Source organism: Bradyrhizobium sp. CSA207 (assembly GCF_029051685.1).
In the GTDB taxonomy this organism is placed as follows: domain Bacteria; phylum Pseudomonadota; class Alphaproteobacteria; order Rhizobiales; family Xanthobacteraceae; genus Bradyrhizobium.
Map to the genome: position 1 here is coordinate 92419 of NZ_JAACFT010000016.1, position 14959 is coordinate 107377.

14 protein-coding genes are annotated in these 14959 nt (G+C 63.4%); 12 read left to right on the forward strand and 2 right to left on the reverse strand.

Annotated elements, in window-relative coordinates; all coding sequences use genetic code 11:
* Positions 1-117: 117 nt before the first annotated feature.
* Both GWG65_RS19505 and GWG65_RS19510 read right to left on the reverse strand, forming a co-directional pair.
* Entirely contained in the window at positions 118-1947 is a 1830-nt protein-coding gene (locus tag GWG65_RS19505) for an IlvD/Edd family dehydratase (protein WP_275197151.1), read from the reverse strand.
* A 122-nt stretch (positions 1948-2069) separates the two neighbouring features.
* Positions 2070-3170 (reverse strand): LacI family DNA-binding transcriptional regulator, encoded by a 1101-nt coding sequence (locus GWG65_RS19510; RefSeq protein WP_275197152.1) that lies wholly within the window; start codon positions 3168-3170, stop codon positions 2070-2072.
* A gap of 207 nt (positions 3171-3377) precedes the next feature.
* Here GWG65_RS19510 and ugpC point away from each other — a divergent pair, with 207 nt between their 5' ends.
* The 12 genes from ugpC to GWG65_RS19570 all read left to right on the forward strand — a co-directional run bounded on the left by ugpC (position 3378) and on the right by GWG65_RS19570 (position 14950).
* On the forward strand, positions 3378-4445 hold the full coding sequence (gene ugpC / locus GWG65_RS19515) for a sn-glycerol-3-phosphate ABC transporter ATP-binding protein UgpC (RefSeq protein ID WP_275197153.1): 1068 nt from the start codon (positions 3378-3380) through the stop codon (positions 4443-4445).
* 50 nt (positions 4446-4495) lie between these two features.
* Entirely contained in the window at positions 4496-5815 is a 1320-nt protein-coding gene (locus tag GWG65_RS19520) for an ABC transporter substrate-binding protein (RefSeq protein ID WP_275197154.1), read from the forward strand.
* Positions 5816-5876: 61 nt separating this feature from the next.
* Positions 5877-6833 carry a sugar ABC transporter permease gene (locus GWG65_RS19525; protein WP_275197155.1) on the forward strand — a complete coding sequence of 319 codons (957 nt, stop codon included), beginning with the start codon at positions 5877-5879 and terminating at the stop codon, positions 6831-6833.
* Positions 6826-7752 (forward strand): carbohydrate ABC transporter permease, encoded by a 927-nt coding sequence (locus GWG65_RS19530; RefSeq protein ID WP_275197156.1) that lies wholly within the window; start codon positions 6826-6828, stop codon positions 7750-7752. Before GWG65_RS19525 ends, GWG65_RS19530 begins: the two co-directional genes overlap by 8 nt.
* A 109-nt stretch (positions 7753-7861) precedes the next feature.
* On the forward strand, positions 7862-8848 hold the full coding sequence (gene denD, locus GWG65_RS19535) for a D-erythronate dehydrogenase (RefSeq protein WP_275197157.1): 987 nt from the start codon (positions 7862-7864) through the stop codon (positions 8846-8848).
* A 23-nt stretch (positions 8849-8871) separates the two neighbouring features.
* Positions 8872-9864, forward strand: coding sequence for a sugar kinase (locus GWG65_RS19540; RefSeq protein ID WP_275197158.1), 993 nt, complete (start codon positions 8872-8874; stop codon positions 9862-9864).
* A gap of 12 nt (positions 9865-9876) precedes the next feature.
* Positions 9877-10527: a bifunctional 4-hydroxy-2-oxoglutarate aldolase/2-dehydro-3-deoxy-phosphogluconate aldolase gene (gene eda / locus GWG65_RS19545; RefSeq protein ID WP_275197159.1), complete on the forward strand. Its 651-nt coding sequence runs from the start codon at positions 9877-9879 to the stop codon at positions 10525-10527.
* 58 nt (positions 10528-10585) lie between these two features.
* The gene (locus GWG65_RS19550; protein WP_275197160.1) at positions 10586-11755 is read left to right on the forward strand and encodes an acetyl-CoA acetyltransferase; all 1170 of its coding nucleotides are present in this window, start codon (positions 10586-10588) and stop codon (positions 11753-11755) included.
* Between the two features lie 125 nt (positions 11756-11880).
* On the forward strand, positions 11881-12078 hold the full coding sequence (locus GWG65_RS19555; RefSeq protein WP_148741185.1) for a hypothetical protein: 198 nt from the start codon (positions 11881-11883) through the stop codon (positions 12076-12078).
* Positions 12079-12198: 120 nt separating this feature from the next.
* Positions 12199-13398 (forward strand): CoA transferase, encoded by a 1200-nt coding sequence (locus GWG65_RS19560; protein ID WP_275197161.1) that lies wholly within the window; start codon positions 12199-12201, stop codon positions 13396-13398.
* Between the two features lie 698 nt (positions 13399-14096).
* Complete coding sequence (locus GWG65_RS19565) at positions 14097-14624, forward strand: carboxymuconolactone decarboxylase family protein (protein ID WP_275197162.1); 528 nt, start codon at positions 14097-14099, stop codon at positions 14622-14624.
* A gap of 23 nt (positions 14625-14647) precedes the next feature.
* The gene (locus GWG65_RS19570; protein ID WP_275197163.1) at positions 14648-14950 is read left to right on the forward strand and encodes a nucleoside triphosphate pyrophosphohydrolase family protein; all 303 of its coding nucleotides are present in this window, start codon (positions 14648-14650) and stop codon (positions 14948-14950) included.
* Positions 14951-14959 lie beyond the last annotated feature (9 nt).

A 14959-nucleotide genomic window follows, 5' to 3' on the forward strand; every position in this document is an offset into this window, starting at 1 on the left:
TTCCTTATTGCCGTAGCGCCGTAGCCCGGATGGAGCGCCAGCGTAATCCGGGATGTTGCGTTCACCGAGGTTGACCCCGGATTGCGCTACGCTCCATCCGGGCTACGGGTGCCTAACTCAGTGATTATCCCGCGCCACGCCAAACGCGCCAGCGACGTTCTGGTAGCGCGTGGCGAGCTCCATGCAGGCGCCGGTCGATTGCTGGCCGACGGTGTTGCGGTAGAGCTCCTGCCACGGCGTCTGGTTGGGCGGATGCTTGAAGCCGCCATTGGCCATCAGCTCGGCGTGGCGCTTCTTCAACTCGTCGTCGGAGATCAGGATGTTGGCGCTGCCCTTGTTGAGGTCGATGCGGACCTGGTCGCCGGTCCTGAGGATCGCGAGCCCGCCATTGGCGGCGGCTTCCGGCGAGGCGTTGAGGATCGAGGGCGAGCCCGAGGTGCCGGACTGGCGGCCGTCGCCGATGCAGGGCAGGGAGTGGATGCCGCGTTTGATCAGTGCCGCCGGCGGCTGCATGTTCACGACCTCGGCGCCGCCGGGATAGCCGATCGGCCCGGTGCCGCGAATGAACAGCACACAGCGCTCGTCGATATCGAGCGCGGGATCGTCGATCCGAGCGTGATAATCCTCCGGCCCCTCGAACACGACGGCGCGGCCCTCGAAGGCGTTGAGGTCCTTGGGGTTGCTGAGGTAGCGGTCGCGAAACTCCTTGGAGATCACGCTGGTCTTCATGATCGCGGAATCGAACAGATTACCGCGCAGCACCAGGAAGCCGGCGTCCTTGACCAGCGGCTTGTCGTAGGCCCAGATCACGTCGTTGTCGGGTTTCGGCGCGTTGGCGCAGTTCTCGCCGATGCCGCGGCCGTTGACCGTGACCGCGTCCTCATGGATGCGCTTGTGCTTCATCAGCTCGCGCACCACGGCCGGCACGCCGCCGGCACGGTGGAATTCCTCGCCGAGATAGAAGCCGGCCGGCTGCATGTTGACCAGCAGCGGCACGTCGTGGCCCACTTTCTGCCAGTCGTCGATCGACAGCTCCACGCCGATATGGCGGGCCAGGGCGTTGATGTGGATCGGCGCGTTGGTCGAGCCGCCGATCGCCGAGTTGATCACGATGCAGTTCTCGAACGCCTTGCGGGTCAGGATGTCCGAGGGCTTCAGATCCTCCCAAACCATCTCGACAATGCGCTTGCCGGTCTCGTAGGAGATCTGGCCGCGCTCGCGATAGGGCGCAGGGATCGCAGCGCAGCCCGGCAGCGAGAACCCGAGCGCTTCGGCCAGCCCGTTCATGGTCGAGGCGGTGCCCATGGTGTTGCAATGGCCGACCGAGGGAGCGGAGGAGGCCACGATCTCCATGAATTCCTCGTAGTCGATCTCGCCGGCGGCGAGCCGCTCGCGCGACTTCCAGACGATGGTGCCGGAGCCGGTGCGCTCGCCATTGTGCCAGCCGTTTAGCATCGGCCCGCCCGACAGCACGATCGCGGGCAGATTGACGGTCGCCGCCGCCATCATGCAGGCCGGCGTGGTCTTGTCGCAGCCGGTGGTCAGCACCACTCCGTCGAGCGGATAGCCGTAGAGGATCTCGACCAGGCCGAGATAGGCAAGGTTGCGATCGAGCGCGGCGGTCGGGCGCTTGCCGGTCTCCTGGATCGGGTGGGTCGGAAATTCCATCGCGATGCCGCCGGCCTCGCGGATGCCCTCGCGGACCCGGTGCGCGAGCTCTATATGGTGGCGGTTGCAAGGGGAGAGGTCATTGCCGGTCTGGGCGATGCCGATGATCGGCTTGCCGGACTGAAGTTCCGCGCGGGTGAGGCCGTAGTTCAGGTAGCGCTCCATATAGAGCGCGGTCATGCCCGGATTATGCGGGTTGTTGAACCACTCCTGCGAGCGAAGGTGGCGGCGGCTGCCGTTGCTGGCGGGCGCAGGCCCGTTGGTCGGCTTTTTTGTCATTGATCTCTCCTGCAATGCAAACGCACTGGCGTCGGTCCTATAGTGTCGGCTTGTGCGATGCCCAACGGCGCGCGCGATAAATCGCAGGCCCGCTGGCGGGTGGTTTCCTCACAAATGCGATACTAGTCATGGCTGCTTGGTAACGCTACCATTTTGTTCGCGGTGCCCGCGCCGGTCGGCGTGGGCCTGCTGTCCGAACGCCGCACCGGCGAACTCTGGCGCTCGATCACCTTGAAGCCGAGGTCGAGCACCGGTTGCTCCGGGCGGCGGCCCTCGATGGCATCGATCAGCATGGTGGCGGCCATCCGGCCCATCTCGTAGCGATTGGTGCGTATGCTGGTGAGGGTGGGGACCGCGGAGGCCATGAATTCCAGGTCGTTGAATCCGATGATGGCGATCTGCTCGGGGATCGCGATATCGCGGCGGCGGCATTCAAACAGCACGCCGAGCGCGAGGTCGTCATTGGCGCAGAACACCGAATCGATATCGGGCGACTTGGCCAGCAGATCGGTGAACAGCGCCCCGCCGAGCGTGACGGAGGTCGGCGTCGCCGTGGCAACGATCAGGCGCTGGTCGAACAGGCCCGCATCCTTCATCGCCGCCTGGTAGCCGTCGAGCCGCCGCTGCACCCGCGGGTCCATGCGCGCGCCGAGGAATCCGATTCTGCGATGGCCCTGTTCGAACAGGTGCGCAATCGCGGCGCGGGCCGCATCATAGTGCGAAAAGCCGATCATCATGTCGACGGGATTGGGTCCGATCTCCATGATCTGCATGATCGGGCAGTCGGCCGCCTCCAGCATCGCGTGCGATTCCGCCGTCTGGTCGATGCCGGTGACGATCAGCCCGGCTGGCTTCTGCGCGAGAAACAGCCGCAGCAGTTTTTCCTCCTGGAGGATACTGTAGCGTGTGTTGGACAGCTGAATCGAGTAACGGCTGTTCTCGGATGCATCATAGATGCCGCGCAGCACGTCTGAGAACACATTGTTGGTCAGTGACGGGATCAGGACACCGATCACCTCGGTGCGATGCGAGGCCAGCGCGCGTGCGGCGAGGTTCGGCACGTAGCCGAGCTCCTTGGCCGCGCTTTCGACCCGCGCCCGCTTGGCCTCCGACAGCGCCTCGGGATTGCGAAAGAAGCGGGAGGCCGTGATCGGGCTCACGCCGGCGTGCTCAGCGACTTCCGCCAGCCGGATCTTGCCTGACTTGGTGCGCTTTCGACCCATATGTTGCTCTTAACACAGTCGATCCCGCAAACAAAGGAACGTTGACAGCGCTACCACCAACGACTAACCAAAGACAAATTGCCAAAACCGCGCAAACTGCCGACAATGTCGTCCGAGTAGGTCGGGCTTCGTTCGGTGAAGTCTGAAAAAACAAGACGGTGGCGGCGCGACAGACAGTTGCGTCGTCGAGTCGAAGGAGGGAGCTAGATGTCGTCTGTGCAAATCCGCGACGTGCGGAAATCGTTCGGCAATTTTGAAGTCCTGCACGGAGTCTCGATCCCGATCGAGGATGGCCAGTTCGTCGTCCTGGTTGGCCCCTCCGGCTGCGGCAAGTCGACGCTTCTGCGCATGCTCGCAGGCCTCGAGAACATCACCTCCGGCACGATCTCGATCGGCGACCGCGTCGTCAACAATGTCCAGCCCAAGGAGCGGGATATTGCGATGGTGTTCCAGAACTACGCGCTCTATCCGCACATGACGGTCGGCGAAAACATGGGCTTCTCGCTCAAGCTGCGCAATGCCAGCTCCGACGAGATCAACAAGCGCGTCAAGCGCGCGGCCGAAATTCTAGCGCTGTCGCCGCTGCTCGAGCGCTATCCGCGCCAGCTCTCCGGCGGCCAGCGTCAGCGCGTCGCTATGGGCCGCGCCATCGTGCGCGATCCGCAGGTGTTCTTGTTCGACGAGCCGTTGTCGAACCTCGACGCCAAGCTGCGCGTCGCCATGCGCACCGAGATCAAGGAGCTGCATCAGCGGCTGAAGACGACTACCGTCTACGTCACCCACGACCAGATCGAGGCCATGACCATGGCCGACAAGATCGTCGTCATGCACGACGGCATCGTCGAGCAGATGGGCACACCGCTCGAGCTCTACGACAAGCCGGAGAACCAATTCGTCGCCGGCTTCATCGGCTCTCCTGCGATGAATTTCCTCAAGGGCCATGTGCGCACCAACGGCGTTGCGACCTTCGAGGGACCGAACGGGGTCAAGCTGCCGCTGCGGACCGCGCCGGCGGCGTCCGACGGCCGTCCTGTGGTCTTTGGCGTCCGGCCCGAGCATTTCACCATCGCCGACGACGGTGCCGAAGCCGAGATCGTCGTGGTCGAGCCGACCGGCTCCGAAACCCAGGTGTTTGCAAAGCTCGGTGGCGAGCAGGTCGTCGCGGTCTTCCGCGAGCGTCACCAATTCAACCCCGGCGACAAGGTTCGGCTGAAGCCCGATCCGTCCGTGATTCACTTGTTCGACGAGGCGACAGGGAAACGGCTCAATACGTAAGGCAAGCTGAATAAAGCAAGTTACAAAAAAAGCATCACAGGGAGGACACCATGCAAGATTTTACCCGCCGGGCTCTGCTTCAAGGCGGAACGGCACTGGCCGCCACCGGCGCACTGACCGGGCCGGCACTGTTTGAGTTCGCGAAGGCCTGGGCGGCGGACTCGCCCTGGAAGGCCGAGGCGGGCGCCAAATTGACGGTGATGCGCTGGAAGCGCTTCGTGCCGGCGGAAGACGATGCGTTCAATGCCACGGTTGCCGCGTTCAAGGCCGCGACCGGTACGGACATGAATGTGTTCAGCGAGTCCTTCGAGGACGTGCAGCCGAAGGCGTCCGTGGCCGCCAACACCGGCTCGGGCCTCGACATGGCGTGGGGCCTCCACACACTGCCGCAGCTGTTCCCGACCAAGGTTCTGAAGATGAACGACGTCGCGGACTATCTCGGCAAGAAGTATGGCGGATGGACCGACGCCGCTGCCAAGACCTGCAAGAAGGGCGATGACTGGCTTGGTATCCCCGTCGCAACCGTCGGCGGCTATATGACTTACCGGAAGTCGGCGACTGACAAGGCCGGCTTCAAGGAGTTTCCGAAGGATTTCCCTGGCTTCCTCGAAATGTGCAAGGCCATGAAGGCGAACAACACGCCGGCCGGTTTTGCGCTTGGACACGCCAGCGGTGACGCCAATGCCTGGCTGCACTGGGTCCTCTGGGGTCACAACGCCTGGACCGTCGACAAGGACGACAAGGTCATCATCAACTCGCCTGAGACGTTGAAGGCGCTGGAATACGCCAAGGCGCTGTCGGACACTTTCATCCCCGGCGTCGCCTCCTGGAACGATTCCTCCAACAACAAGGCGTTTCTTGCCGGCGAGCTCTTCTGCACCTCCAACGGTATCTCAATCTATGTCGCCGCGAAGGACGATGCGACCAAGAAGGATCTTGCGGAAGATACCTATCACGCGTTGTGGCCTGTCGGCCCGATCGGGAAGCCGACCGAGTTACAGCTCACGGTTCCGATCCTCGCCTTCAACTTCACGAAATATCCAAACGCTGCGAAGGCCTTCACCGCGTTCATGCTGGAGAAGGAAAATTTCGAGAAGTGGCTGTCGGGTGCCCGCGGCTATCTCACCCATACGCTGAATGCCTACGATTCGGCGCCGGTCTGGACCGCCGATCCGAAGAATGCGGTGTTCGCTCAGGCGAGTAAGCGCGCACTGCCGGCGTCGGGCATCGGCACGCCGGGCGAGAAGGCTGCGACCGCGATCGCGGATTTCATCGTGGTCGACATGTTCGCCAACTACTGCACCGGGGCGAAGGACGCCAAGGGCGCCGTCGCGGAAGCCGAGCGGCAGTTGAAGCGGATCTATCGCTAAGGTCATGGAGCGGGCGGTTTTCGCCGCCCGCTCATTTGCACTCCGATCAGGGATGTCGGGTATGGCTGATATCGCAATTGCCCCCCGAGCCAAGCCTCAACTTCGCGAGGCGACCGCCTGGGATCAGCTCAGGCACAACCGCAATTGGCTCGGTTTCTGGTTCATGCTGCCGGCCATGGGGTTCCTGATCTTCTTCCTGGCCTATCCGCTGGGGCTCGGCATCTGGCTGTCCTTCACCGACACCCGTATCGGTCGGGTCGGGCACTTCATCGCCACGGAAAATTATGAGTGGCTCTGGGATGATTCCATTTTCTGGCTGTCGGTGTTCAACACGCTGCTCTATACCTTCGTCGCCAGCGCCCTCAAATTCGCGATTGGACTGTATCTTGCGTTGCTCCTGAACGAGAACATGCCGTTCAAGGCGATGCTGCGTGCGATGGTCCTGATCCCCTTCATCGTACCGACGGTGCTGTCGGCGCTGGCCTTCTGGTGGATCTTCGATTCCCAGTTCTCGATCATCTCCTGGTCGCTGAAGCATCTCGGCCTGATCAGCCAGAACATCAACTTCCTCGGCGACACGACCTGGGCGCGGATCTGCGTGATCTTCGCCAATATCTGGCGCGGCGTGCCTTTCGTCGCGATCACGTTGCTCGCGGGGCTACAGACCGTGTCCCCGTCGCTCTACGAAGCCGCAACCCTCGACGGCGCCTCCAGCTGGCAGAGGTTCCGCTACATCACCTATCCGCTTCTCACCCCGATCATCGCCGTCGTGATGACCTTCTCGGTGCTGTTTACCTTCACCGATTTCCAGTTGATCTGGGCGATGACCCGCGGCGGTCCGGTCAACGCCACGCATCTGATGGCGACATTGTCCTATCAGCGCGCGATCATCGCGGGACAGTTGGGGGAGGGTGCCGCAATCTCCAGCGCCATGATTCCCTTCTTGCTCGCGGCCATCATGATCTCCTGGTTCGGCTTGCAGCGCCGCAAGTGGCAGCAGGGAGAAAGCAATGACTGACTTGCCCACCAGATCCATCGATCTCAAAGCCGTACTGACTGCCTCTTCGCCGACGGCCGATCATAGCGAGGGCATGAGCTATCTGCAGTCGGTGCCGCGGCGGATCGTGACGCTCTATCTGCCGCTCACGATCATCGTCGTGATCCTGCTGTTTCCGTTCTACTGGATGGCGCTGACCTCGGTGAAACCGGACGAGCAACTGCTCGACATGGAGACCTACAGCCCGTTCTGGACCTGGAGCCCAACGTTCAAGCACTTCCACAAGCTGCTTTTTGAAAGCTATTATCCGCACTGGCTCTGGAACACGATGTATGTGGCGGTGTGCGCCACCGTGCTGTCGATCATCGCAAGCGTGCTTGCGGCCTATGCCATCGTGCGGCTGCGCTACAAGGGCGCCAATCTGGTCGGCGGCCTGATCTTCCTCGCTTATCTCGTGCCGCCCTCGATCCTGTTCATCCCGCTCGCCACCGTCGTGTTCCAGTACGGCCTGTTCGACTCGCCGATGGCCCTGATTCTAACCTATCCCACCATCCTGATCCCATTCTCGACCTGGCTCCTGATGGGATATTTCAAGACCATCCCGTTCGAACTCGAGGAATGCGCGCTGATCGATGGCGCGAGCCGCTGGCAGATCCTCGTCAAGATCGTGCTGCCACTCTCCATCCCCGGGCTAATCTCGGCCTTTATTTTCTGTTTCACGCTGTGCTGGAACGAGTTCATCTACGCGCTGACCTTCCTGCAGTCGACCAGCAACAAGACGGTGCCGGTCGCGATCGTCAACGAGTTCGTGGACGGCGATATCTACCGCTGGGGTTCGCTGATGGCGGGTGCCTTGGCCGGCTCGCTGCCGCTGGTCATCCTTTACGCCTTCTTCGTGGAGCATTATGTGTCGGCAATGACCGGCGCCGTGAAGGAGTGATCGCGGGGCCTGCCTTGAGAGCGCGCCAAGGGAAAAACGAAGCGAACGTGCCAGGAGCGGCGCGTTTCGGCCAATAAGCGCGTTCCGGCCAATAAAAAGGAGTAGGCTCTTGCACATTCTGGTTCTGGGCGCCGCCGGCATGGTGGGCCGCAAATTGTGTGAACGGCTGTTGCGCGACGGCCGTCTCGGCAAGAGCGACATCACCAAGCTGACCATGCACGACGTGGTCGAGCCGAAGAAGCCGGAAAAGGCCGGTTTTGCGGTCGAGACGGTGTCGGGCGACTTTGCCGTCCCCGGCGCGGCTGAAAAACTGATCGCCGGCCGCCCGGATGTGATCTTCCACCTCGCCGCGATCGTCTCGGGCGAAGCCGAGCTCGACTTCGACAAGGGCTACCGCATCAATCTCGACGGCACCCGGATGCTGCTCGATGCTGTCAGGCTCGCAGGCGGCGGTTACAAGCCGCGCGTGGTCTTCACCTCCTCGATCGCGGTGTTCGGCGCGCCGTTCCCGGACGCGATCGGCGATGAGTTCTTCCACACGCCGCTGCTCAGCTACGGCACCCAGAAGGCGATCGGCGAACTGCTGCTCGCCGATTATTCACGCCGCGGCTTCCTCGATGGCATCGGCATCCGCCTGCCGACCATCTGCATCCGGCCCGGCCTGCCCAATAAGGCGGCATCGGGCTTCTTCTCCAACATCCTGCGCGAGCCGCTCGCCGGCAAGGAGGCCGTGCTGCCGGTCTCCGAGGACGTCCGCCACTGGCATGCGACGCCGCGCTCCGCCGTCGGCTTCCTGCTCCATGCCGGCACCATGGACCTCGCTGCGGTCGGCCCGCGCCGGAACCTGACCATGCCGGGCCTGTCGGCCACGGTCGGCGAGCAGATCGCGGCGCTGAGGCGGGTCGCGGGCGACAAGGTCGCCGCCCGCATCAAGCGGGAGCCGGATCCCTTCATCGTCGGCATCGTCGGCGGCTGGCCGCGCAACTTCAATCCAAAGCGGGCGCTCGAGCTCGGATTCACCACCGCCGAGAAAACCTTCGACGATATCATCCGCATTCACATCGAAGACGAGCTCGGCGGCAATTTCGTCGCCTGATCTGTGACCGAGCGGGTAAAGTAATGGCGAGCGTTGCTTGCATCGGCGAATGCATGGTCGAGCTCCGACAGGCCCAAGGGGGGCAACATGCCGGACAGTCTGCTGGACTATCCGTCGGGCAGGGCGGTGGCCTGTACTCGCGCGGCTTTGGCGGTGACACCCTCAACACCGCGGTCTATCTCGCGCGGCTCGAGGTCAAGGTCGATTATCTCACCGCGCTCGGCGACGACGCCTTGAGCGATGAAATGATTGCGGCCTGGACCGCGGAGGGGGTCGGGACCCGGCGCGTCGTGCGCCTGCCGGGCAAGCTGCCCGGCCTCTACATGATCCAGCTGGATGCAAAGGGCGAGCGGCAGTTCTTTCACTGGCGTGACAGCGCGGCGGCGCGTCTGCTGATGGATCTGCCGGAGACGGACGAGCTGCTCAACTCGCTGATGAGCTACGACATCGTCTATCTCTCCGCCATCACGCTGTCGATCTACGAGGCGGCCGGGCGCGAGCGCCTGTTTGCGGCGATCAAGCGTGCGCGCCTGCTCGGCACGCGCTTCGTGTTCGACACCAATTTCCGCGCGCGCGGCTGGCCCGATCGCGACGTCGCCCGCGAGGTTTTTGCAGCGGCCTTCGCCGCGGCCGATATCGTGCTGACCTCGACCGAGGATTTGCTCGCGCTCTATCCCGGCGAGAGCCACGAGCAGTTGATGGCGCGCATTCCCTCGCCGGAGCTGGTGTTCCGGCTCGCCGAGCCGGTGAGCCTGCTGCGCTTTCCCGGCGGCACCAGCGAGGTGCACGCCGAACCCATGACCAGGCCCGTGGCCGACACCACCGCCGCCGGCGACAGCTTTGCCGCAGCCTATATCGCCGCCCGGCTCGGCGGTTCCGATCCGGTCGAGGCCGCCCAGGCCGGGCATCGGCTCGCCAGCCTCGTGATCTGCTATCCCGGCGCCATCATTCCGGGCTATGCCATGCTGCCGAAGAAGCGGCACCGGCCGGCGACCTCCCGTCAGGCGACCAAGTAAAGAAGCGAAACGATGACCACGACTGCCCAACAAAATCACCTCGTCGCGCTGTTTCGCGACGCGACCGTCATCCCCGTTCTCACCATCGAGCGTATCCAGGATGCCGTGCCGCTGGCGCGCGCGCTGGTCGCCGGCGGCGTCCGCACGCTGGAAGTGACGCTGCGCACCCCCGTTGCGATCGAGGCCGCGAGGGCGATGATGGCTGAAGTGCCCGAGGCCAACGTCGGCATCGGCACGATCCTCAATCCGGCCGACTTCGCCCGTGTCGAGAAGCTCGGCGTCAAGTTCGGCATCAGCCCCGGTTTGACCCCCGATCTGCTGAAGGCCGCGGCCGACAGCGCCTTGCCGTTCGCGCCGGGCATCGCCACCGCCTCCGAGCTGATGATGGCGCTGGCGCACGGCCTCGACGTCGCGAAATTCTTCCCGGCCGAGCAGGCCGGCGGCATCAAGGGCCTGCGCGCGCTCGGTGGCCCGTTCCCGAACGTGCGGTTCTGCCCCACCGGCGGGGTCGGCGAAGCCAATGCGGCGACCTGGCTCGCCGAACCCAATGTGGTGGCGGTCGGCGGTTCCTGGCTGTGCCCGGCCACGGAGATCAGGGCCGGCAACTGGGCTGGCATAACTGCCATCTGCCAGCGCACGCTCAAGGCCCTGAAAGCCGCGTGAAGTCTTGCCATCCTTGGGCTAAGACTTAGGTCAGCAAGAGATCCTAGGGAGAATGACCATGACCGCCAGCATCGTCGGATGGGCGCATACGCCGTTCGGCAAGTTCGACACCGAAACCGTCGAAAGCCTTATTACCCGCGTTGCCAATGAGGCGATGGCCGATGCCGGCATCTCCGCTTCCGACGTCGACGAGATCGTGCTCGGCCATTTCAATGCCGGCTTCTCGCCGCAGGATTTTACCGCCTCGCTGGTGCTCCAGGCCGACCCGAAGCTGCGCTTCAAGCCGACGACCCGTGTCGAGAATGCCTGCGCCACGGGATCCGCCGCCGTTCACCAGGGGGTTCGCGCGATCGCCGCAGGGGCGGCCAGGATCGTGCTGGTCGTCGGCGTCGAGCAGATGACGCGCACGCCGAGCGCCGAGATCGGCAAGAACCTGTTGAAGGCGTCCTATTTGCCGGAGGACGGCGACACGGTCGGCGGCTTTGCCGGGGTATTCGGCAAGATCGCCAGTTCCTATTTCCAGAAATACGGCGACCAGTCCGATGCGCTGGCGCTGATCGCGGCCAAGAACCACAAGAACGGCGTCGCCAATCCCTACGCCCAGATGCGCAAGGATTTCGGCTTCGAGTTCTGCCGCGCCGAGAGCGAGAAGAATCCTTACGTCGCCGGTCCCCTGAAGCGCACCGACTGCTCGCTGGTCTCCGACGGTGCCGCCGCCCTGGTGCTGGCCGATGCCGAGACCGCCAAGGGCATGAGCAAGTCGATCGGCTTCCGCGCCACCGCGCATGCCCAGGATTTTCTGCCGATGTCCAAGCGCGACATCCTCCAGTTCGAGGGCTGCACGGTCGCCTGGCAGCGCGCGCTGGAGAAGGCGGGCGTGGCGCTCACCGACCTCTCCTTCGTCGAGACCCATGACTGTTTCACGGTCGCCGAGCTGATCGAGTACGAAGCGATGGGCCTGACGCCGAAGGGGCAGGGCGCCCGTGCGATCAAGGAAGGCTGGACCCTCAAGGACGGCAAGCTGCCTGTCAATCCGTCCGGCGGATTGAAGGCCAAGGGCCACCCGATCGGCGCCACCGGCGTCTCCATGCACGTGATGACGGCGATGCAGCTCGCGGGCCAGGCACCCGAGGGCATGCAAATCAAGAACGCCAGGCTCGGCGGCATCTTCAACATGGGCGGTGCCGCGGTCGCCAACTACGTCTCCGTGCTGGAGCCGCTGAAGTAGGTTATTGTCGGGTGGGCAAAGGCGCGCGGGCGCCGTGCCCACCTTACTTTCTTGCGCTAGATCATGGTGAGCACGCTTCGTTTTGCCCACCCTACTGTTCTTGATTGATTTGCAAGGAATGCATCATGAGCGATGACACACTCTCACTCGACCAACTCAACGATCGCATCGCGATCCTCGAGGACAATATCCGCCAGCTAATCGAGCAGGCCGCAGCCGCTTCGGGTGAGCAGAACGAGGCGCGCATCGCCGACCGCATCAATCAGCAGAACGACGAGCTCGATAGGCTCTTGAAGATCCGCGAATCCCGCCAGAAGAAATAGCGGCCGTTTCGCCGCGCGGCGCATGCGGCCATACCCCGGCCGCCCTTGCGCGCGCACTGCGACTGCCGTTAGCTGGACCGACCGCGGGCTGATTTGAGCCCGCGCAATCGGGAGCAAGCGATGGGGCCGCTACAGGGCATCAAGGTCATCGACATGACGACCGTGCTGATGGGGCCCTATGCGACCCAGATGCTCGGCGACTACGGCGCTGACGTCATCAAGGTGGAATCGCTCGACGGTGACGTCACCCGCCTGATCGGCCCGATGCGCCATGCCGGCATGGGCCCGGTGTTCCTCAATACCAATCGCAGCAAGCGCTCGATCTGCCTCGATCTGAAGAAGCCCGCCGGCCGCGAGGCCGTGCTGCGGCTGCTGAAGGACGCGGACGTTCTTGTGTACAACGTCCGCCCGCAGGCGATGGCGCGGCTTCAACTCGGCTACGACGTCGTCTCCGACATCAATCCGCGCCTAGTCTATGCCGGCGTGTTCGGCTTCGGCCAGGACGGGCCCTATGCCGCAAAGCCCGCCTATGACGATCTGATCCAGGGCGCCACTGCGCTGCCGGCCCTGATGGCGCAGACCGGCGATGGCGTGCCGCGCTACGTGCCGAACGCATTGGTCGACCGCATCGTCGGCCTGACCGCCGTCGGCGCGATCTGCGCCAGCCTCGTGCATCGCGATCGCACCGGACGCGGCCAGCGCGTCGACATCCCGATGTTCGAGACCATGGCCGGCTTCGTCATGGGCGACCACATGGGTGGGCTCACCTATGAGCCGCCACTCGACAAGGGCGGCTATGCCCGCCACCTCTCGCGCGACCGCAGGCCCTACAAGACGTCGGACGGCTATCTCAGCGTCATCGTCTACAACGACAAGCAGTGGGAGAACTTCTTCAAGGCGACGGGACGCGACGACCTTCGTGCCGATCCCAAATTCGCAACCTTTGCCGGCCGCGCCACCAATATCGACGTCGTCTATGCCGAGCTCGCCCGCATCTTCGAGACGCGCACCACGGCCGAGTGGATCGACCTGCTGACCAAGGCCGACGTGCCGGTGATGCCGATGCACGACCTCGCGTCGATCCTGCACGACGAGCATCTGGAGGCGACGAATTTCTTCCCGGTCGTGAACCATCCCACCGAGGGCCCGATCCGCAGCATGAAGGTGACGGCGACGTGGTCGGAGACCGAAGCCGAGCCGGTCCGGCTGGCGCCGCGGCTGAACGAGCACGGCGCGGAGATTTTGCGCGAGATCGGCTGTTCCGCCGACGAGATCGCCGCCATGGTCCGCGATGGCGTCACGCGTGCAGCGCCGGAGTAAGGGGCCTTGCCATCGACGATGAGGTCACTGCGAGCTTCAAGCCGTTTGCCGGCAAGCTCGTGCCGTTCTTCGCCAAAGACAAATAGTGAAATTTGGATGCTCGAATGTAGCCCGGATGGAGCGCAGCGAAATCCGGGGTTTTCACCTCACCGATAGACTTTCCCGGATTGCGCTGCGCTCCATCCGGGCTACGCAGTGAGCAGCAGGATTCGTCATTCGGGGGCGGTCCCAAGAAAAACAACAAGGGACCGAGCCTGGAACGGGATTCTGGGCCTGGCTCGTGCGAGGGCCACCCCGGAATGACGAAAACTCTTACAGCTCTTACTAACGCCCGTAGAACAAGATGCTGGCGATGACCAGCATCGCCGTCACCGCCAGCATATGCGCGAGCGCTCCCGAGGCTGCCCCCTTGGTGGCTTCCTTCATGCCATTTTCTCCCTAGACTTGGGCGTGACTCATCGTTGCGCGCGAGCGCAGGCGACGGCCTTATTTTGTTACTCGGAACACCCCACTTCGAGTATCCGCTGCAATGTGTCCCCACGCGGCGAATATCGACTGTGCCAAGGTCGATCAGCAATGCGGCGGCATTTTGACTCGATGTTGTTGCTCCTGCGTCCCCGCGCGAATAGAATTTCAGGGAACCGATCCCGGTAACGACAATAAGCATCAAAGGCTTAGGGAAAATCTTCAGGAAAATCATGGCCCGCATCAACTACAGCGATCCGTTCAAGGCCTCCGACCGCACCCGCGAGATCCTCGACAAGAACCGCAACGCCAACATCTTCCGGATGATGGCACATTCGCCGAGTTATTTTGAGCAGTACTGCCGGCTCGGCGGCGCCATCCGCCACAAGGGGGAACTCGATCCGATCGTGCGCGAGCTTGCGATCACGCGCACCGGAATTTTGTGCGAGGCGCCATACGAGATCGTCGCGCACAAGCGCATCGGCAAGAATGTCGGCGTCACCGACGCGCAGAACGAAGCGCTTGAGAACTGGCAGGCCGCGACTTGCTTCAATGAGGTGCAGCGCGCGGCACTCACTTTCACCGACGAGATCGTGAAACTGAACAAGCCGACGGAGGCCACCTTCAAGGCGATCGCGTCAAAACTGACTCCAGGTGCACTGGTCGAGCTGCAACTGTCGGTCGGCTTCTATATCATGACCTCGAAATTCCTGGAGACCTTCGAGATCGATCTCCAGCCGGTCACGGAAGTGGTGGGCTGAACCGAAAACGCCTGGAGATGCCGATGACGATCGATGAATATGCGGCCTGGGCCGCTGGCGTTGCGAAAGTCGATGAGCATCCGTCGAACGAGCGGCTGTCCTATCTCGGTCTTGGCCTCGCAGGTGAGTCCGGCGAGGTCGCCGATCATATCAAGAAGCTGTTGCGCGATGGCTGGCTCGATCAGGCGGGTCTCGTCAATGAGCTCGGCGATGTCATCTACTACTGGGCCTGCCTGTGCGCAGCGACTGGCCAGAAGCCGTCCGAATTGCTCAAGGCCAGCGCGGCGCGGATCAACCGGCGGCTGAGCGAGGCGGCGAGCCGCTGAGCTGGGTGT

Coding starts and splice junctions, on each gene's coding strand:
- GWG65_RS19505 (WP_275197151.1), bottom strand. CDS start 1,947: ATGACAAAAAAGCCGACCAACGGGCCTGCGCCCGCCAGCAACGGCAGC.
- GWG65_RS19560 (WP_275197161.1), top strand. CDS start 12,199: ATGGGGCCGCTACAGGGCATCAAGGTCATCGACATGACGACCGTGCTG.
- GWG65_RS19530 (WP_275197156.1), top strand. CDS start 6,826: ATGACTGACTTGCCCACCAGATCCATCGATCTCAAAGCCGTACTGACT.
- GWG65_RS19510 (WP_275197152.1), bottom strand. CDS start 3,170: ATGGGTCGAAAGCGCACCAAGTCAGGCAAGATCCGGCTGGCGGAAGTC.
- ugpC (WP_275197153.1), top strand. CDS start 3,378: ATGTCGTCTGTGCAAATCCGCGACGTGCGGAAATCGTTCGGCAATTTT.
- GWG65_RS19570 (WP_275197163.1), top strand. CDS start 14,648: ATGACGATCGATGAATATGCGGCCTGGGCCGCTGGCGTTGCGAAAGTC.
- eda (WP_275197159.1), top strand. CDS start 9,877: ATGACCACGACTGCCCAACAAAATCACCTCGTCGCGCTGTTTCGCGAC.
- GWG65_RS19550 (WP_275197160.1), top strand. CDS start 10,586: ATGACCGCCAGCATCGTCGGATGGGCGCATACGCCGTTCGGCAAGTTC.
- GWG65_RS19540 (WP_275197158.1), top strand. CDS start 8,872: ATGGCGAGCGTTGCTTGCATCGGCGAATGCATGGTCGAGCTCCGACAG.
- GWG65_RS19565 (WP_275197162.1), top strand. CDS start 14,097: ATGGCCCGCATCAACTACAGCGATCCGTTCAAGGCCTCCGACCGCACC.
- GWG65_RS19555 (WP_148741185.1), top strand. CDS start 11,881: ATGAGCGATGACACACTCTCACTCGACCAACTCAACGATCGCATCGCG.
- GWG65_RS19525 (WP_275197155.1), top strand. CDS start 5,877: ATGGCTGATATCGCAATTGCCCCCCGAGCCAAGCCTCAACTTCGCGAG.
- GWG65_RS19520 (WP_275197154.1), top strand. CDS start 4,496: ATGCAAGATTTTACCCGCCGGGCTCTGCTTCAAGGCGGAACGGCACTG.